16 protein-coding genes are annotated in these 18964 nt (G+C 48.9%); 12 read left to right on the top strand and 4 right to left on the bottom strand.

The window, feature by feature from the left end; translation table 11 throughout:
• Positions 1-2 precede the first annotated feature (2 nt).
• The 3 genes from GI364_RS00225 to GI364_RS00235 are packed head-to-tail and all read right to left on the bottom strand — an operon-like array spanning position 3 to position 4009.
• A complete protein-coding gene (locus tag GI364_RS00225; protein ID WP_198851753.1) occupies positions 3-1130 on the bottom strand; it encodes an ABC transporter ATP-binding protein in 1128 nt (375 codons plus the stop codon).
• Positions 1120-2925 carry an ABC transporter permease gene (locus GI364_RS00230; RefSeq protein ID WP_198851754.1) on the bottom strand — a complete coding sequence of 602 codons (1806 nt, stop codon included), beginning with the start codon at positions 2923-2925 and terminating at the stop codon, positions 1120-1122. Before GI364_RS00230 ends, GI364_RS00225 begins: the two co-directional genes overlap by 11 nt.
• Complete coding sequence (locus GI364_RS00235) at positions 2906-4009, bottom strand: ABC transporter substrate-binding protein (RefSeq protein ID WP_233096119.1); 1104 nt, start codon at positions 4007-4009, stop codon at positions 2906-2908. Before GI364_RS00235 ends, GI364_RS00230 begins: the two co-directional genes overlap by 20 nt.
• 1353 nt (positions 4010-5362) lie before the next feature.
• Between GI364_RS00235 and GI364_RS00240 the strand changes: the two genes are divergently transcribed.
• Positions 5363-5710 (top strand): AbrB/MazE/SpoVT family DNA-binding domain-containing protein, encoded by a 348-nt coding sequence (locus tag GI364_RS00240; RefSeq protein ID WP_233095953.1) that lies wholly within the window; start codon positions 5363-5365, stop codon positions 5708-5710.
• A gap of 253 nt (positions 5711-5963) precedes the next feature.
• On the opposite strand, the gene GI364_RS00245 is transcribed toward GI364_RS00240, so the two are convergent.
• Positions 5964-7475 carry a methyl-accepting chemotaxis protein gene (locus GI364_RS00245; protein ID WP_198851756.1) on the bottom strand — a complete coding sequence of 504 codons (1512 nt, stop codon included), beginning with the start codon at positions 7473-7475 and terminating at the stop codon, positions 5964-5966.
• Positions 7476-7915: 440 nt separating this feature from the next.
• Between GI364_RS00245 and GI364_RS00250 the strand changes: the two genes are divergently transcribed.
• The 11 genes from GI364_RS00250 (at position 7916) to GI364_RS00300 (ending at position 18929) form a co-directional block, all read left to right on the top strand.
• Positions 7916-8698 carry an IS110 family transposase gene (locus GI364_RS00250; RefSeq protein ID WP_198851757.1) on the top strand — a complete coding sequence of 261 codons (783 nt, stop codon included), beginning with the start codon at positions 7916-7918 and terminating at the stop codon, positions 8696-8698.
• Complete coding sequence (locus GI364_RS00255; RefSeq protein ID WP_198851758.1) at positions 8677-9165, top strand: transposase; 489 nt, start codon at positions 8677-8679, stop codon at positions 9163-9165. Before GI364_RS00250 ends, GI364_RS00255 begins: the two co-directional genes overlap by 22 nt.
• Before the next feature lie 576 nt (positions 9166-9741).
• Entirely contained in the window at positions 9742-10308 is a 567-nt protein-coding gene (locus GI364_RS00260) for a TetR/AcrR family transcriptional regulator (RefSeq protein WP_198851759.1), read from the top strand.
• A 39-nt stretch (positions 10309-10347) separates the two neighbouring features.
• The gene (locus tag GI364_RS00265; RefSeq protein WP_198851760.1) at positions 10348-11406 is read left to right on the top strand and encodes an ABC transporter ATP-binding protein; all 1059 of its coding nucleotides are present in this window, start codon (positions 10348-10350) and stop codon (positions 11404-11406) included.
• On the top strand, positions 11406-12503 hold the full coding sequence (locus tag GI364_RS00270; protein ID WP_198851761.1) for an ABC transporter permease: 1098 nt from the start codon (positions 11406-11408) through the stop codon (positions 12501-12503). The genes GI364_RS00265 and GI364_RS00270 overlap by 1 nt, the downstream gene beginning before the upstream one ends.
• Positions 12504-12518: 15 nt before the next feature.
• Positions 12519-13631, top strand: a complete 1113-nt coding sequence (locus GI364_RS00275) for an ABC transporter permease (RefSeq protein ID WP_198851762.1) — start codon at positions 12519-12521, stop codon at positions 13629-13631.
• 210 nt (positions 13632-13841) lie between these two features.
• Positions 13842-15014: a M24 family metallopeptidase gene (locus GI364_RS00280; protein ID WP_198851763.1), complete on the top strand. Its 1173-nt coding sequence runs from the start codon at positions 13842-13844 to the stop codon at positions 15012-15014.
• A 212-nt stretch (positions 15015-15226) separates the two neighbouring features.
• The gene (locus GI364_RS00285; RefSeq protein ID WP_198851764.1) at positions 15227-16417 is read left to right on the top strand and encodes an outer membrane protein assembly factor BamB family protein; all 1191 of its coding nucleotides are present in this window, start codon (positions 15227-15229) and stop codon (positions 16415-16417) included.
• A 282-nt stretch (positions 16418-16699) separates the two neighbouring features.
• Complete coding sequence (locus tag GI364_RS00290) at positions 16700-17092, top strand: hypothetical protein (RefSeq protein ID WP_198851765.1); 393 nt, start codon at positions 16700-16702, stop codon at positions 17090-17092.
• A 51-nt stretch (positions 17093-17143) separates the two neighbouring features.
• Complete coding sequence (locus tag GI364_RS00295; RefSeq protein ID WP_198851766.1) at positions 17144-18100, top strand: heavy metal-binding domain-containing protein; 957 nt, start codon at positions 17144-17146, stop codon at positions 18098-18100.
• Complete coding sequence (locus tag GI364_RS00300) at positions 18093-18929, top strand: heavy metal-binding domain-containing protein (protein ID WP_198851767.1); 837 nt, start codon at positions 18093-18095, stop codon at positions 18927-18929. The genes GI364_RS00295 and GI364_RS00300 overlap by 8 nt, the downstream gene beginning before the upstream one ends.
• The last annotated feature ends 35 nt before the right edge of the window (positions 18930-18964 follow it).

Below are 18964 nucleotides of genomic sequence, written 5' to 3' on the forward strand. Positions count from 1 at the left end.
TTCTAGGCTTGTTCTACCGGCACAATTGTATCTGCCGAAGGCTTTTCTTCCAGAACCAAACAACGATTTACTGGAACGGTCAGATGAACTTCATCCCCCTCGTTCCATTCCTTCTGATCCCATATTTCCAAAGTCAATACGGGGCTTCCCATAAGCTCAACCTTGTAACGCCAATTTGAACCGTGGAATGCGCGTTGAACTACTTTTCCCTGGAAGTGCGTATTCGAAAATGCGCCCTCTTCAAGGTTGTGAGACGTTTGGTTTGCCTCCATGGTCAGGTCTGTCGGCCGAATAGAAACAATTTTTGCTTCTCCCACCGTTCCAGACCCAGCTGCTCGCACCATGTGACCGTGACAGTTTAAGGTAATTGTGCTGTCGTCGGAAAGCTCAGTCTTGCCTTCCAATAGGTTTGATGCACCCATAAACGAGGCTGTGAAGACCGTGCGCGGGCATTCATACAGTTCCTTGGGTGTGCCAATCTGCTCAGTTCGGCCCTGGTTGAGTAAAACAATTGTGTCAGCCATGCTAAGTGCTTCTGATTGATCGTGCGTGACATAAATAGTGGTGGTGCCTGCTCTTCGAACGATATCCAGCAGGTCCCAGCGCATTTGTTCTCTTAATTTAGCATCAAGACTCGATAGAGGTTCATCCATTAGCATCACCGAAGGTGAAGGAGCTAAGGCGCGAGCAATCGCGATGCGCTGTTTCTGTCCGCCCGAAAGCTGGTGCGGGAACGCAGTTTGATAGTCGGACATTTGAACAATTCCCAAGACTTCTTGTACCCGTCTTTGAATCTCTACCTTTGTTGATTTGCGTAATTTCAATCCAAATGCCACATTCTCATAAACGTTCATATGGGGCCACAAGGCAAAATCCTGAAACACCATCCCCACTTTTCTCTTTTCCGGAGCGAGAGAATAGGTCGCGGAGGCCCAGGTGTCATTGCCAACTGTGACAGTCCCTGACTCTGGTGTTAAAAAGCCCGCGAGAATGTTTAATAGTGTAGTTTTTCCACAGCCAGACGGTCCCAGAAGTGCAGCAAACTCTCCTGTTTGAACTGAGAAATTGATGTCTTTCAGGACATGTTTTCCGTCAAAGGATTTATTTAACGAAGAGATATTAATCTCCACTACCCATCGCCTCCAGACCTATGCTGCTTCCTGCACCTTCAACCTGCGACACGTGGACAGTACTGTCGTGTTGCTTTCCGATGGTACGCTTTTGGACCCGGTAAATAATGTAGCGGCCTAACCCGTACAGCCCTAATACAAAAATCATTCCTATCACTGTGAGAGCGGAGCCTTGAGCCCATTCAAAGGACTTAAACTTTGACGCAATCTCAATGGGAAGCGGAGGCTGTCCGGCCGGATACAGCAGTGAAGACGCGGGCAGCTCAAACATGATGCCTGTCTGTGTCAGAAAGAACGTCGAAACCATTGTGGAACTGATTAACGGAAACACGATTTTTTGCATTACTCGAATCTGTTTAGCACCCAAGCTTTGTGCAGCTACCATCAGATTTGGAGACAACTGAGAAATTGCACCAATGTCTAAACGGATGGCGTATGGAAGTGTTCCGGCAATGTAAGCCATGCCTAAACAAATTGAGGTTCCATACAACACTAAGTGAATTGGAATCAGCCAGTTGGCATTCCAGGCAAAAATGAAACCAGCAGCCAGGACAATTCCCGGAATGGCAATTGTCGCCATGGTAATGGCATTCACGAACTTCATAGCTGGTGATTTTTTAAACTGGAGGAGGTAGGCAATATACAGCGCAATCACCATGGTGATGACTGCGGCTGACAGGCTGTAGCCCAGAGATCGAAGTACAGACGAGACCCCTTCTCCACCTAACTGAAGCGCCTTTGCATAGTGATGAAAGGTCCAGTTGGAAGCGGCAATTCCATTACTAAACGTCTTCCACATGGATGCCACCGCGGTTGAGCCCGCAGGAATCAGAAGACCAATGGCAGCTACAATGAGAGCTGCTGTTGTTCGCCAGTTCATGGACTGGCGAGCGCTGCTCTGTGCTGCGGCGCGGCTTTGATTCGATACGGTTACGTAGGTGCCTCTTCGCATCCACCACATCTGCAACCAAATTGCTAGTGCCATGATGACAAGCAGCACTAACGATAAAACTGCAGCCGCCGCATAATTCACAGGTGCTTCGTAAAGCGATGCGTAGATCTGAAAAGTCAACAAAGGAATGTGCGTTTGCGGCGTAATCGCTGCAGCAAAGCCAAAGTCTCCAAACCCTTCGGCAAAAGCGATGGATACCCCAGCAAGCAAGCCGGGTGTTAAAAGCGGCATGGTGATGCGGCGGAAAATCGTCCACCGACGGGCACCAAGGGAGCGGCCAGCGCGTTCAAACTCGATACCGAGATTCTCGACGGCCTGCATCATAGCCAAATGAACAAACGGCAGATACCTTAGCCCCATGACCACAACGAGTCCAGGCTTGGAGAAAAACCAATTAGACCACCCGTTAGGCAGTCCAAAAATCTGAGCTGCAATTCCTCCGTCCTGCATAAATATCATCCAGCCTTGGGCAATGATGTAGGACGGTGCAAACAAGGTCATCCAGATGAGCAAGTCAAGGACGATTTTTAGCTTCCGCGGCGCTTGTGACGTCCCAAAAGCCGTCAAGGTTCCAAGGATTGCCGCAACGACAGCTGCCGCAAGTCCAATCCAAAGTGAGTTGAACAAAGCCTCCATGTTCAGCTTGTCACTGAAAACGCCGATGATGGGCTTCAGTGACGGTGCAAGGCTCATCTTCTGGTCGAAGATGTGCGGGAAAATAATCTGCAATAACAGTGATGCAAGAGGATAGAGTATCAGTACTGCAAGAATCAAGAGGCTAGGGAGACTCGTTCCCCAACCCTTGATTCGCAGTGATTTTGATTTAGTGCGTGATGTTGTCATTAAACCACTTCTTCAATTGATTTTCGTTCTTCGCTGCTTTCACTGGATTTACAGAAAACCAATTAATGCCGCCTTGCTGTCTTGCCGAATCCGGTTTAATGCCCTTGATGATTGGGTTATAGTACGAATCTCCGCCGCCGTTCTTCGGATTAATCATGGCCTTCTGTCCTTGTTTAGACAGGACAAATTCGACAAACTTCTTCGCTGCCGCCATATCTGGTGCATTTTTTGCAATTCCCATTACGTCAGGAAGAGTAAAAGTACCTTGTGTCGGATAGACAATCTTAATTGGGGCTCCCTTTTGCTTTGCCGAAATCAAAGCGGAGTCCTGAATGGCAGCCACCTTAATTTTGCCGGATGTCAATGCCTTCAGTGTGACACCGTTGGTACGGAAGATTTGCATACCGTTCTTCTTGGCTTGGGTAAAGAACTGCTTGCCTTTTGTCTGACCCATCATTTGCATCATGCCTGCAACAAACGGGTAGGCGGGACCAGAAACACTTGGATTGTTCATGCCAAAAGCGTTCTTGAACTCAGGTTTTAGCAGGTCGCTGTAGGTTTTCGGTGCCTTGGAAGCAGGCAGATTCTTGGTGTCGTAAGCAAGTGCAACTGCGGCGGTGATTCCGCCGGGGAAGTAAGCGTGATCGGAGGGGACATTCTTTTTGCCAAGCGCAGTGTAGTTACTGAAGTCGTTGGGTGTCCAGTTCTTCAGAAGCAGGCCCTGGTTGTCGAGGGATTGCATTGTAGAAGGTCCGTCGAACCAGACAACGTCCCAGTGAGGGTTGTTCTTTTGAGCTTCCACGTCTGCGACGGTTGGTCCAGTGGATGCATCTTTCACAACGGTTTTAATACCGGTAGCTTTTTCAAATGCCTTACCCATTGCCTTGTCATAGCCCTGGGCGGAATAGATAACGAGTTTCTGGGATTTTGCTGACGATGATTTCGTGGAGTTGGATGTAGTGTTGGATTGACTCCCTGATCCCGATGACGCAGCATTGTTCGTCCCTGTACCGCAGCCGCTTATAACAACTGCGGTTCCGGCAATCGCTAGAAATGATAGAGCAGTGTGCTTCATATTACGCATCGCCAATTTAACCTCCAGTTTTTCACTAAGTTTCGATAGAATGTCACTTTTTCTTGTCGAAAGCCGTTGTGTTACGGCTAAGTTGCATGGTAGATGACGAATGTAAAGGTTTGTTTAAGGATTTGTAAGGTTCTTCATAAGTTTCTTTAAAAAAATAATTAACTTTAGAGTTGGTAAGTGCTAATTCATTTGAGTCCATTTGCCTAACTAAATTGGTTTGATTGAGGTGTCTAAATTCGTTGGTGAGGGCTCATTTGGGAGTGCGAAGGGAGTGCGAAGGGAGTGCGAAGGGAGTGCGAAGGGAGTGCGAAGGGAGTGCGAAGGGAGTGGGGCCGGGTCGGCGGGTCGGCGGGTTGGCGGGTTGGCGGGTTGGCGGGTTGGCGGGTTGGCGGGGGCCGGATAGTGCCTGAAAAGATCCTTATTGGGCAAAGGGAGGTGGAATTGTGATCCCAATGATCACTAATGCCCGCGGCTCAGGATATTAGTCTCATGAATGATCCCTAATGTGGGGAGGGGCGAGGTGGTGCGTGGGTGATAGGGATCAACGGGATCCCTATTGTAGAGGGGCCGTTTGTGATAGTGATCGCATCGATCACTATTGTTCGGCGGGCATTGGAATAGGGAGCGAAAGGATCACTAACAAAGGCGAGCAGGGAGAACTTCGATTGGACTGGGAGCCTGCATCAGCGTTCTCCGCCTTAGCAATAACCAAATTTATACATTACGTAGCCTGTATGGCACGAGACTCACCTTTGACGGCAATAACTTGCACCTTTCGGTGTATTATATATCCATTATTTTTCATTAAAGGAGCTTTCCGACTATCTGTTTCGCTCGCTTATTCGGATGGAGTTGATCCCGCTGCCGTCGCCGGCCTTGCAACCGGGAACGGAGCGCTGGTGCCGGCGGGTCGGCGGGTCGGCGGGCTGGCGGGGGCCGGATAGTGCCTGAAAAGATCCTTATTGGGCAAAGGGCGGTGGAATTGTGATCCCAATGATCACTAATGCCTGTGGCCCAGGATATTAGTGTCATGAATGATCCTTAATGTGGGGAGGGGCGAGGTGGTGCGTGGGTGATAGGGATCAACGGGATCCCTATTGTAGAGGGGCCGTTTGTGATAGTGATCGCATCGATCACTATTGTTCGGCGGGCATTGGAATAGGGAGCGAAAGGATCACTAACAAAGGCGAGCAGGGGAACTTCAATTGGACTGGGAGCCTGCATCAGCTTTATAACCGGTTTGACACGTCAGGCAGCCCACTTAATGGATGTTCGCGTTGACTATTTCACACCAATATGATAAATATGATTTAAATGATGTTGGCTGTGTGATTAAGCGGTTGGAGGGATTGGATGATGAGAGGACGTCATGGGCACAGGTTTGGCGGGGGGCGGCACAGGAAACCTTTAATGTTTGGAACGACAAAGGTTGGGGAACGAGGACAAATTGTCATCCCAAAGGAAGCACGCGAAAAGTTTGATATTCAAGCGGGGGACAGCTTGTTTGTGATTGGTGATGAGGAGAAGCAGGGGCTGGCTATTGTTAAGGCAGATTTATTGGAAGGTTTCGCACTCCAGATTCTCCAGGGAATTGGTTACTTCAATAGTAACGATGAAAGCACGGAAGGTGATGGCGAGGAAAGTGGAGATTCGGAGGAAGCAACGAACCAAGGTGAGGATGACACTGACAGTAACAAATAGAGGCTGGTAAAGCTAACAAGGGTAAGGCCAAATGCAACCATTGCAGTTGCTAATCATTGCAGTTGCAATCATCAAATGCGACAATTGCAAATGCAACCATGGCAAATGCGACAATTGCAAATGCAAGCAGGCAAGCTAGGTAGTTTGGCGGGAAGGAGTGTGGCAGGGCGCTGGTCGAACCACGCGGTCGAACCACGCGATGCGCGGTCTCCCGCGAGCGTCCCTGCCCGGTGTTGTCCTGTACGAGATACGCTTAAGCTACCGTAGTTTTCTCCATGGATTTGACCACGTCAAGCAAATGGGCAGCCAAATTCGACAGTCCTGCAGTTGACGCGGCAATTTCCTGCATGGTCGCCATTTGCTGCTCAGTCGTACCAGCCACGGTTTCTGCATGGGCTGAGTTCTCTTCGGCCACAGTTCCCATTAGTCTGACGGAATCCGAAATTGTGGTGTTCTCGTGAATCGCGACGGCGGATTGGTTCACTTCTGTTACCTGTGTGGCAACGCGATTGATGGCATTTTGGATGTCGGAGAAGATCTTTCCGGCCCGATTGACGACTTTTAAACCGGATTCTACTTCAGACGTCCCCGTCTGAACTGAAGTGATGGCGGATTGAATCTCGGTTTTGATTCCATCGACGTATTCAGCAATTTGTTTCGCTGCATTGGCTGATTGCTCTGCAAGTTTGCGAACTTCACCGGCGACAACGGAGAAACCTTGTCCAGCTTCACCTGCTCGAGCGGCTTCGATGGCTGCGTTTAGCGCCAGCAGGTTTGTTTGCGCTGATATGGTAGAGATAACGGCAGTAATTTGACCTATGTTCTCAGAGCGGTCCCCGAGTTCTGTTACAACTTCAACCAATTGGGCCATATGATCATTGATTCTGCCCATTTGTTCAACTGCGTGTTCTATAATTTCTGCCCCTTGGGTTGCTTGAGTAGAGGTGCTTTTGGCGTCTTCGGCAACATGATTGCTGTATTCCGTAATCTCTAGAATCATACGTGAGAAGTCTTTGATAGCATTCATGCCTTGTTGAACGGTCTCTACCTGTTTTTTTGATCCGTTTGAAATGCCTTCAATAGCATTGGCCACGTGCTCTGAGGCTGATGTTGTTTCTTCGGTACTAGCTGCTAATTCTTGTGCCGAGGTCGAGACCTGTTCGGAGGCATTTGCAATCTGCATAATCAATTGTTTCATTTCTCGGTTGGAAGCATCAATCATTTCGCTTTGGCTTATGATCTTTGCTTTGTCACGTTGCCCAAGTCTGCTTTGAATGACAAGAGCCCCAGAGACAAGAATCAGCATCAGCAGGACCACTTGAATGTCTGTTGGGTTATTAGCGATTTTTTGATTCGGCAATGTGAGCAGATAAATGGTAATGAGAATTGAGGCGATTACATTCGTCAGAACAGCCCTCCAGTCGTGATACAGGGATATGACTGCCATGCCAAAAAAGACGACGAGGTAGACACTTAACGTCTGGTCTTGAATAACAATTGTAAATGAAATGATAGCCATAATAATCGCCATGACATACATGGTTTGTGAGGTAAACCATTTTCTCCAAACCATAATGCTAGTGATGATTATGAGAGGGAGGACTACAAACAGGTATCCGGTCATGGTTGCTAAAGTCGCTCCTGTGGTGAGGTTTGCCGCAAAGCCCAGTGCGTAGGAAACCCATAGAATGATGCCTAGTAGTCGATTTCTTGAAACGAGATCGCGTTGACTATCGTGTGCGATGCTAGAAGGTTGACGCTCCATGTTATTCCCTTCCTTGTATATTAAGAACAGCTGCTGAATTGGTTTACGTAAAACCATAATGTAGTTGCTCTATTAAATTTCTGTTCCTTGAAAACCTAATCAAATGTTGATAGACCTTTCTGTGACAAAGTGAGTGTTTACGACCTCGGGCTGATCTTGGGAAAATAGCCGTAGGTGTCTACCAAGGGAATGTTCCTATCCCTCCCGTTGCCCCTCATCTGAGGGTGTCTTCCGAGGAAAGATTGTTCCCCTGGCCCCATGGAATAGACCTACACGCTGACTGTTTCCCGGTCCGTCATCCCTCCTGCCAGCAGAAGGAGGCTCGTGCACCGATGACGTCTGGTGTATTCCAATAGCTCGCAAGGCTGTCGTTCATGGGTTTCCCAGGGTCATCCCGAGGTCGCAGGCATCTGCATCCCAACCTGAAGGAGGTGATTATATTGACTTCCTCCTTGTTTGTCGGAATTGATGTAGGCAGCCAAGAGAACGTGGTTTGCTGCTTAACACAGGACGATGAGAAACGACCTGTGAGTCGATTCACCGTTACCAACAATCGTCCTGGGATTTTAGAGTTTCAGGATCGTATCTCCAAGCTGGCAAAACAGAAACAGGCTGAAGAGATTCTCTTTGGTCTCGAACATACTGGATGCTACTCAACCCATGCCGCCATGTATCTGCAACGTCATTTGGACTTTGGTGTTCAGCGTAGGGTCTACGTCTTTAACCCCAGTCTTATCAGGGAGTTTAAGAAATCCCATTACCTGAGTGCCCCCAAGAACGATAGAGTAGATGCCTGGTTTATCGCAGCTAAGCTTCGGACAGGCCTTCTCCCGCATCCCTTTACCTGGAGCGAGCCGCTCATGGCGTTGCAGCGCTTGACGCGAGCCCGCTACCACCTGATGCAGGATCTGTCTAGAGAGAGCAACTTCCTCATGACGAACTTGTATCTCAAGTTCAGTGACTACAGCAGCACAGGTCCCTTTAAGAGAAACAAGCTCTCGGCAACTTCCATTGCTGTCATGGAGGAATTCGAATCCGTTGAGGAACTCTGTGAGATGCCCCTTGAGCGTCTCATTGAATTCCTTGTGGCACATGGCAAGAACCGATTCGAAAATCCTGAGGTCGTTGCTAAAGTGCTACAGAAGGCTGCTCGCTCCTCGTACCGGCTACCCAGTCGATGTCGGACTCGGTCAATCTCGCAATGGCTTCTAGTATTCGCGTGATTCGAACGGTACAAGAGCAACTGAAGGCACTACGCAAAGGAATTGAGGACCACTTGGCGACGATCCCGCAAACCCTTGATTCCATTCCCGGTATCGGTCCCATTCTTGCTTCCGGCATTGTAGCTGAGCTGGATGTAAGCCAGTTTAAGAGCCACGCGGAAGCCGCTAAACACGCCGGGCTCGCTTGGACCGTTCACCAGTCCGGGAAATTCACAGCCAACCGAACTCGACTGATTCATTCTGGCAACCGCTACCTCAAGTACTACATGGTTGAAGCGGCAAACAGTGTCCGGGTGCACGACCCTGTTTTCGCCGAGTACTATGCCAAGAAGAGAGCGGAGCCAAAGGAATTTGCCGAGGGACGTACCCTTGCGCTTACAGCCCGGAAACTGATGCGAGTGGTCTTCTATCTGCTAAAGACCAACCGACTTTACACTCCGGAAGGAGGGGTCCGACAACGCGCATAAACTTACCGCGATCGACCTCTATCCACCAGTTCCTAGGTTTTTCACCATATTTTAAAAATCTAGGTAGGGTGGGCTTAGTTGAGTATTGCTAATTTTGGCACCACGTCCAACGTAGTAGCAATTCGACAAATATTATGTCACCTTAGGGCCTTGACATCGTACCGCTGCTCTTTTCTAGTAAGATGCTAGAATATAAAGGTACTATAGCACTCTATGGTATGGAAAAATAGCTTCAAAGAGACGACTGGCGGTCTAAACTGGCGGTCTAAAGAGTCGCGGTGTCTTCATATGCTCAAATGTGGTCTATAATAGGATATTCTGTATCTATATGCATTGCGTCGAGGGGTGCGCCAAGATGCGGTAGACTCCTTCGTGATTAGACTCCTTCGACGGTTAGATATCTTTACAAACTGTAGATCCCTGTGTAACATGGAAACTGAATAAACTATATTGGTTTCCACGGTGTAAGTGCGCATAGTGAAAGTGCAAATAGTGTAGGTACACATAGTCTAGGTGCACATGGTGTAAGTACGCATAGTGTGGCTGTCTATTTACATAGAAGCGAGGGTGAATGCTGTGGCAACAGCAGACAGAAGTCGAATCTTAGACGCAGCTGACAGGCTGTTCAACACGAGGGGCTACCGGAGTGTTACGATGGCAGACTTGGCGGCAGAACTGGGGATGAGCAAGAAGACCTTGTACTTGGAGTTTTCCGGTAAAGCAGAGATTGCCGACGAGATTGTGGAGCGGATGTTCGGACGAATCCAGCACGCTATTGACGAGTCAGATTTTGAAGATGAGCCTGTTCAGAATCTGAAGGTGTTAATAGAGAGAATAAAAGACGAGGTTTCCCATATGCAACCCATTTTCTTCAGGGATATCCAAAAGGACCTTCCAGATTTATGGCATCGCATTACTGAGTTTCGAGCAAAGCGCATTTTGGCTGTTACACAAACTTCCATTGAGAAAGCTCAGGAACTGGGTGAGATTCGGGCATTGGATGCCAGACTTACGGCATTGATTCTACTTGAGGCCGTACAATCGGTGGTTCGTCCTGAATTTCTGTCGCGCTACCAATACGGTACCCGTGAGGTATTGGATACCTTGCTAAATGTGTTCTTTCATGGCGTATTCTCTACGTAATGTCCAGAGCGGCAATCAAGCGATGTGGGAGGCGAAGGAATGGAGAAACAACGGGATGCAAATGAGCGCCCTGGTTTGAAGACAGACGGGGCAAATCCAGTTGATGCGGTGGACTATCCAAGTGACTATCTAAGTGACTATCCGGTTGACTATGCAGTTGAGGTGAACAACCTGTCCAAGACTTTTGGGTCCTTTGCGGCTGTCTCAGGTGTGAACTTCCATATTGGCATGGGTGAGATTTATGGGTTGCTTGGTCCAAACGGATCGGGCAAGACTACAACCCTTAACATGATTAGCGGCCTCAGCGATCCGAGCAAGGGTGAAGTGAAGGTGTTTGGGTTCAACCCTCGCAAGCAAGCTGTATCGGTCAGGCGCTTGTTGGGAGTGGTTCCGCAGGAAACGGCACTGTACGAAGAGCTGAGTGCGGAGCGGAATCTGGCATTTCACGCAGAGTTGTTTGGCTATCGAGGCAAGCAAAAAAGGGAACGAATTGCAGCCATGTTGGAATTGGCACAGTTGCAGGACAGGGCCAAATCCCGGGTCAAAACCTTTTCCGGCGGTATGAAGCGTCGGTTATCGATTGGCAGGGCGCTGCTGCACAATCCATCGCTTGTGTACTTGGATGAACCGACACTTGGCGTGGATGTGCAATCCAGAAACGTCATCTGGAACTACATTCTTCAAATGAAGGCCGCCGGTAAATCTGTCCTGTTGACCACGAACTACCTTGAAGAGGCCAATGCGCTGTGTGACAGGATTGGAATTCTGGACAAAGGCAAGCTGATTGCAGAGGATACCCCAGCAAAACTGAAGGCTCGATTCGGCAGCAGTGTTTTGGAACTGGAGGTTGCCGGCGCTGAAGTGAACGGGGTGGTCCGTAAAATACAAGAAACTGACGGGGTTCAGAGTGTAGAGACCGTTGAGAACCGAATGATTGTGTCCTTGACCAGTACAGGTGAAGGAGATGCGGGAACACTGGTGCCGCAAATTTTAGGGAAAGTGACCGACAGCGGCGGGTGGGTCAAACATATGGCACTGCGTGAACCTTCGTTGGATGAGGTGTTTTTGTCACTCACCGGAAGGGGTGTGCGTGACTAGTGGGGATTCGTGCTGCCTTTTACATCATGTTGAACGATTTGCGGCTCAATTTGGTGTCTCCGTTTGCAACAATTTTGTCTCTGATTGTACCTATCAACTTTCTCATTTTGTTTGTTTTGTTTGCCATTGGCGGAGCAAAGGTGCCTGTCAGTGTCGTTGTCTCTGGCAGCGGACACTATGATGCGGCATTTTTGCAGGCCTTGCACAACGCGTTGACATTTCATATTCACAGAGCTTCCTCCGTTGCAGCAGGACAGCAGTTGATTCAAAACCACAAGTCTGTTGCGACGATTCACATCGCAAACGGGTTTTCCAGTGCAGTGGCCGCCGGTCAAACGGCCCATGTGCCGCTGACCTTGAACAATCTCAACAAAGACTTCGCTGATGATGTGCGCAGAGCCATGCCCTTGGCCGTTTTAAACTTCTACCACAGTGTGTTCCCTTCTACCCTTCCATTCAATTGGAAAGAAGTTGATACCTACGCTCACAATGTGACATTTTTGGGCTACCTGGCAGTCAGCATTCAGACGGTTGCATTGTTAATTGGCGGTCTGTTGTTTGGCGGCCGCGGCAGTGCTCGGGATTGGGAGCTGGGTACCATGAAGGAATTGATGCTAGCACCGATTCGACCTTGGAGTGTGGTGGCGGGGAAGCTGGGTGCAGCCATGACCAACGGCATTGCGTCGGCAGTCATGGTCCTTGGTGCCCTGTTGCTGCTTGGGCTTCGTCCCGCAGACTGGGGGCAGTTTGTCGGCGTGACACTGCTTACTTTGTTTGTCTTCATCAGTCTCGGGGTCGCTATTGGCAGTGTGGCTAAGTCACAGTTTGTTGTTACACCCTTTGCATTCGCGCTGGGACTGCCGCTGTTTTTCATCAGCGGAGCATTCGGACCTATCACATGGTCAACACCGGCTGCTGCTGTCATTGCGCGAATTTTTCCTGTGGCTTATGCCAATGCGGCATTTCAACATGCAGTCCACGGCTACTGGCCGATTGACACTGGCGTCGGCTGGATATGGACAATCCTAATCGGCTGGGCAGTACTTGCACTAGGTGTAAGTTGGCTTGCTTATCGGCGTGCGACGGCAAAACACTAAGGGGAGGGATTCGGTATGCAACAACTCTCGACATTTTGGGCCATTGTAAAAAAGGACTTGGCTACTTGGATACGAAGTCCCTCCACCATTGCAGTGACTGTGTTGCCTGCTCTGATATTGATGTTTGTGCTGATCCTCCAAGCTGCCGCAGTCACGGGCAGCCCTGTGGCGATTGTCAATCAAGATACAAGCGGTCAAGCTGCAGCCAAGTTGCAGCACATTGCCCAAAACTACAACGGATTCTACAACGCGAAAGTCCTGTCAAAGGCACAAGCTGAGAAAGAGTATCAAAACTTAGCTGTAGCTGGAGTTTTGGTGATTCCGAAGGGCTTTTCCAAGGAGTTGAAGGGCGGTCAGCATCCAACCATTACATGGCAGGTGCGCAATTTCAATAATGACACCGCCAACGATTTGCGCCGTGCACTGCCAGATATTCTGTCTACCTTTCTGAAAAGTGGTGCAGCCGGAAAAAATCCCATGCACATTCAGGTGCAGGAACATGATTTGCATGCCAGGGATGCCAGTTTTGTTGGGTTCAACATGATCGCGGTGGTCGTCATGCTGGTTCTCCAAGCCGGCATCGTCAACGCAGGTTTGGCTGCCGTTCGAGAATGGGAGACGGGTAGTGTCAAGGAACTCCTCATGTCTCCTGCCCGTCCCTTGACAATGATTCTCGGCAAAGTTGGGGCGGGGGTTATCGCCAGCGACATTACGGGCGGAATTGCCCTCATAGCAGCTATTGCAGCAGGTATGGTTCCCGTACCAAGCTTCGGACTGGGGATTTTAGCGTTTGTCATCGTCACATTGACGGCAATAGTCGGCTCTGGTCTTGGCGTTTTAATCGGAGCCGCTTTGCGAGCCACGGAACGCGTCAGCGGACTGTCTATTTCGCTGTCATTTTACCTGTTCTTTCTAGCGGGGGGCATCACGGATATCGCCTATCTCCCCAGGTGGCTGCAGGATGTAGCCGCGTATATTCCCAACACATATTCACTCGATGCGTTAAGAGCAACGCTGTTGTACAACTCCAGTACAGGAATCCTCACAGATATCGGTGTGCTGGTGTTAGCGGGGGCCGTCGCATTGCTCATTGGAGTGCCGGTTATGCGGCGGGGATTGAGTCATTGAACCGGCTCACCAGGTTCGTCTATTCATCAATTTGAATGAAAAACACCCGGAAAAATTCATACCGATTAGCGAATTGTCTGAATACATAAAGTTCATGTACGATTTACGGAAAATCAAATAAAAACCTCGACACGGGCATCGCAGGCCGGGACCATCGTTGATCCCCCCGAAGAACAACGTCGTCAGAGTAAAGAGGAGTCTGATGTCCCAATGAGTTTGTTTACAGTTCCTGAGTACGAATCAAGGCTGAGGAAGACCAAACTCCTGATGGAACAGCGAGGTATCGATGTATTGCTAGTGACCGACCCGGCCAACATGAACTATCTAACGGGCTACGATGGATGGTCGTTCTACGTTCATCAAATGGTTGCTGTATTTGCGGAAGATGCTGAACCGTTCTGGATTGGCAGAAAGCAGGACGCAAATGGTGCAAAACTGACGACGTGGCTAGACCATCGCAACATTCTCCCCTATCCAGAAGACTACGTACAGTCTGATGAACACCATCCCATGGATTTTGTAGTTGATCTCCTTCACCAGCGCAGGAAGGCACATGCCTCCATTGGCGTCGAGAAAGATGCTTATTACTTTACGGCAGCATGCAGCGAAACTCTGCAGCAAGGACTGCCTGATGCAACATTTATTAATGCCACTCTGCTTGTCAACCGAGTACGCATTGTAAAGAGTCCCGAAGAAATTGGGTTGATGAAAAATGCAGCACGTCTTGTCCAGAAAGCCATGACCATCGCGACCCAATCGATTGAAGTGGGCGCTCGGGAATGCGATGTTGCAGCGAAAGTCTATCACGCTCAGATTGCAGGACTAGAAGACATTGGCGGAGACTATCCAGCCATTGTTCCATTGATGCCGTCCGGCCGGAAGACTTCTTGCTCTCATCTGACGTGGACAGATGAGCGGTATCGAGATGGAGATACTGTTATTTTGGAGCTGGCGGGCTGTTACAAACGTTACCACTCTCCTCTCGCCCGGACACTCACACTAGGCAAGGCACCACAAGCCGTTCAGGACTTGGCTGACGTTGTGGTTGAGGGACTCGAACAAGCCATTAGTGCGGTCAAGCCAGGAGTCACGTGTGCAGACATTGACCAGGTTTGGCGAAATGTGATTGAGCCTCGTGGTTATTCAAAAGACTCGCGACTGGGATATTCAGTTGGGATGAACTATCCGCCTGACTGGGGTGAGCATACAGCCAGCATTCGCAAAGGGGATAGAACGGTGCTGAGACCCAATATGACGTTTCATATGATTGCAGGGATGTGGACGGATGATTACGGAGTGGAGATAAGTGAGACCTTCTGCGTTACAGAGAATGGCGCACAAGTTTTGGCAGCTGTTCCAAGACGTCTGTTTCAGAACCTGTAATAGAATCGCATTGCGTTTCAAGCCAGTTACCAGTTGTTCCGTTTCAATGGACACTGGCTTATTTTCCTTTGACGCTGTTTTGAGGTTCCACAGTCAAATTAATCTTGACATGGTATAAATAGAAGGCTGTACATTGTAACTGTGTTTCCGGTAGATTGTAGGTAGGGGTTGTTTAAAATCTAGCAAGAGACATACTAACATGAGGTGAATAGATGCAGGCGAAGAAATGGCGAGTGTTCGGGTTTTCGGTGGCGGCTTCGCTGGCTGTTGTCGCATGTGCCCCAGGCGGTGCACACAATTCCTCCAAGACACCCGCAAACACAGCAAATAGTGGTAACAAGACAGAGTCTAAGTCAACGGCAAATACAGCTTCAAATTCCAGCAATCGATCTCGTTCAGCTCCGAACTCAAATAGCACTACAGTCGGAGGCGCAAAGACCTCATCATCTGTGTACACGACTCCTCCAGATACGGGCAAAGGCCCGCTGCCGGGTGATCTCCTCATAGCTGACAGGGGAAACAGCCGTTTGTTGCTTGTTACGCCTCAGAAAAAGATTATTTGGTCTATGGTGATTGGCAAGGGAAACAAAAAAGGCGCGTCCAACAGAGGGCCTGATGATTCCTTTTTCACACCGGATCACAAGCATATTATTATTAATGAAGAAGACAACCAGCAAATTGACATCATTGACATTGCACAAAAGAAAATTGTCTGGCACTACGGGCATCCTGGTGTAAAAGGCAGTAAACCTGGGTATCTGAACACGCCTGACGACGCCTATGAACTGCCGAATGGATTGGTTTCCGTAGCAGATATAGGAAATCGCCGTATCTTGTTTATTAATCCAAAGACGAAAAAGATTGTGAAGCAGTTTGGAACGACCTATTCAAGTCATCGGTTTATTCACAATCCGCCCAAATACTTTGATACACCAAACGGTGACACTCCTGTCTCTCATGGTGACACACTTGTGACCGAGATTAACGGAAGCTACGCGGACTTAATGAGTCCAACCGGTAAACTGATTTATACGGTACATTTGCCGAATATGTCATATCCGTCGGACACCCAACAACTGCAAAACGGAAATCTGTTGGTGGTATCTTATCAAAAGCCAGGACGTGTTGAAGAGGTGACTCCCAAAGGAAAGGTGGTTTGGACCTACTACAAAACATCAGGTCCGGGCATGCTGAACCATCCATCTTTGGCGCTGCCTTTACCGAACGGCAATGTTGTATTGAATGACGACTATAATGACAGAGTCGTCGTTATTAATCCCAAGTCCAATAAAATAGTGTGGCAATACGGGCATACGGGGGTATCAGGGACAAAAGCGGGTTATCTGAATACACCAGATGGTCTGGACTTAGCACCTGGCGGCATTCAGATTCCAACAAAGTAAGAAATCAGTGACTCGAGCGGGGGTCCCGTCTCCCGCTTTTTTGTTTTGTCGTCTTTAAAAGCTTCACAAAACAACCACATGGTCTTCACCAAATCACAACATTATAAAGGTATAGTCTTAATTGGTAAGTGAGAGTTCACTCACTAATACCCCCTTATGTACGATACATCCTGGATTGAGACTGCCTTACGAGGCAGTCTCTTTTATTGGAAAAACTCAAAGTTCACATATCCTGTATTATGCCTGTGATAAAATTACCATAGCACAGAGGGGGGATTGCGGGTGCCGACGGACGGATTTAGCTTTGACTTATCCGCTGCACAGTGGCGCAGGAGTGTACAGGATGAGCATACCTTTGTGGAGGCGCTGGCAGTTCGACTTGAGCAAGCGTTGCCGGAGCTTGTCACAGTGACTCGGCATTTCACCTTATTTTCCAAAGACAGACGGGTACACACCATTTCTGTTCGACTGGGAAATGCAGACTATGAATTGGTTCAAGAAAAAGGCAGGGGTATACAGACAAAAAAAGGCAAGGTCGTTCGTGGTGTGCGGCTAAAATCTGATGAGATACCTTTTTCAGAGTGGTTAGCTGAATTGTCGAAGGACCTGGAGGCGCATGCCCAAATGCATGAAGAGACTCGGGAGACCATGGAGCACTTTCTCTTGGGAGAGTAATGTCTTTTCGCCCTTCTTTTAACAACACACTGTGGGAAAGGCGGTGAAAAAATGGGGCTGTTCGGCCGGTTTGGGAACAATTCAGGAGCGTCGAAAGAGAACCAAAAGCGTCAGCGAGAGCAGGCAGAACAAACGCTTCGGGCACTGGAGAGCGGACAAATTCCTCAGTATGTACGAGATCGGATAGAAGCGCGGGAAGCACAAGCCATCCCTTGGACGAGTGATTTGGGTGTTAGCGATTTTCTTCTGTTAAAACAGTATAAACTACAGCCTCTCGGTATGGTCATGGGAAGTTCCATCTATCATATTGGGTACACAGCCCGGAGTTTCAGCGGATCGTGGCAATCAGGTTTCATCCCATCAATTGAGCAAGCCCTTCTGTCAGGGCGGGAATTGGCTCTTCAGAGGATGAAACAGGAAGCGCAGTTGATGGGCGCCCACGCTGTAGTTGGGGTGCAGTTAAAAAACCACATTCCTGATGTGAACAGCCATGAAACGGAATTTACTGCATTCGGAACAGCGGTCGTCCTGGAGGGCAAGGAACCCCCGTCGGAACCAATTTTGTGTACGGTGTCGGCATCCGACTTCGTTAAGTTAATCCATTCTGGCTCTGTTCCGATTTCAGTCGGACTCGGGGTGGCAGCGTTTTATCAATATACAACACGACAAGATAATTGGCAGTCACGCAGTTGGTCTAATCAGGAAATGCTGACTTATACAGACTCCGTTTATGAGACGCGTCATGCTGCAATGAGCAAGTTGCGCCAGCAGATTTCACAACTGGGCGGTACCGGAATACTGGCACATGAAACCAATTTGGGCGTCTATGAGGTGGAGGTGGAGCGAGGCGAGAATGATGAAAGAACCGATCACATTCTCGAATTTATTGCTACTGGAACAATTGTCTCGTCAGTTCATTATGAAAAATATCCACATATTGAAACGGTTCTTTCGTTGAACAAACAAAAACCAAGACCGCAATACGGCAGGAGGGGTACGGGTGTCTAACAATAACCAAGGTTTACCGCAACATGCTCTCGAGAGGTTACAAGGACTTCGAAGCCAAGGCAATCCAGGAGGTGTATTTACCTCAGACTTATCAGTGAACGAATACTTGTTAGTCCGCGAGGCTGGATTTGAACCAATTGGCATGGTCATGGGCAGTTCAGTTTATCACATCGGTGTTCAGGTGGGGCGTTGGGGACAAAACATGGAGATGGATAACCTTACGCAGGCTATGTACCATGCCCGTGAACTGGCCATGAGTCGGATGGAAGAAGAAGCTGATGAATTGGGAGCAGACGGCATTGTCGGCGTACGGCTTACGATTAATCGTTACGAATGGGGAACAGACCTCGCTGAGTTTATTGCCATTGGTACGGCAGTGGTGGCGAGGCCTGGAACAAAACTGCCTGATTCTCCACACGGCTTTCGCACCTTTCACAACAAACCCTTTACCAGTGACTTGTCAGGCCAAGACTTTTGGACACTGCTTCAGTCAGGCTATAGACCTCTGTCAATGGTGATGGGAACTTGCGTCTATCACGTGGCTCATCAGGGCTTCTTAAAGTCCATTGCACAAGTAGGGCAAAATCAGGAACAACCGAACTTTACCCAAGCCTTATACGATGCACGAGAACTCGCCATGGAGCGGATGCAGACGGAAGCGCATGAGGAAAAATCGGAAGGAATCGTGGGTGTTCGCATCGATGAGGGTTCCTACGGTTGGGCTTCTCATATCATTGAGTTCTTTGCTGTCGGAACCGCAGTCATTGCTTTGCGTGCAAATCACGAAATTCAGACGCCAAATTTGGTGTTGTCCCTGAACGACAAGTAATTTCTGTACGGCGTTCTTATGCCATGAAACCATGG

Origin of the sequence: Alicyclobacillus sp. SO9 (genome assembly GCF_016406125.1) — a bacterium.
In the GTDB taxonomy this organism is placed as follows: Bacteria; Bacillota; Bacilli; order Alicyclobacillales; family Alicyclobacillaceae; genus SO9.

What these genes read in the sequence shown, in the direction of transcription:
- GI364_RS00280 (WP_198851763.1), top strand. Translation starts at nt 13,842, where the DNA reads ATGAGTTTGTTTACAGTTCCTGAGTACGAATCAAGGCTGAGGAAGACC.
- GI364_RS00240 (WP_233095953.1), top strand. Translation starts at nt 5,363, where the DNA reads ATGATGAGAGGACGTCATGGGCACAGGTTTGGCGGGGGGCGGCACAGG.
- GI364_RS00255 (WP_198851758.1), top strand. Translation starts at nt 8,677, where the DNA reads ATGGCTTCTAGTATTCGCGTGATTCGAACGGTACAAGAGCAACTGAAG.
- GI364_RS00245 (WP_198851756.1), bottom strand. Translation starts at nt 7,475, where the DNA reads ATGGAGCGTCAACCTTCTAGCATCGCACACGATAGTCAACGCGATCTC.
- GI364_RS00285 (WP_198851764.1), top strand. Translation starts at nt 15,227, where the DNA reads ATGCAGGCGAAGAAATGGCGAGTGTTCGGGTTTTCGGTGGCGGCTTCG.
- GI364_RS00265 (WP_198851760.1), top strand. Translation starts at nt 10,348, where the DNA reads ATGGAGAAACAACGGGATGCAAATGAGCGCCCTGGTTTGAAGACAGAC.
- GI364_RS00230 (WP_198851754.1), bottom strand. Translation starts at nt 2,925, where the DNA reads ATGACAACATCACGCACTAAATCAAAATCACTGCGAATCAAGGGTTGG.
- GI364_RS00235 (WP_233096119.1), bottom strand. Translation starts at nt 4,009, where the DNA reads ATGCGTAATATGAAGCACACTGCTCTATCATTTCTAGCGATTGCCGGA.
- GI364_RS00275 (WP_198851762.1), top strand. Translation starts at nt 12,519, where the DNA reads ATGCAACAACTCTCGACATTTTGGGCCATTGTAAAAAAGGACTTGGCT.
- GI364_RS00295 (WP_198851766.1), top strand. Translation starts at nt 17,144, where the DNA reads ATGGGGCTGTTCGGCCGGTTTGGGAACAATTCAGGAGCGTCGAAAGAG.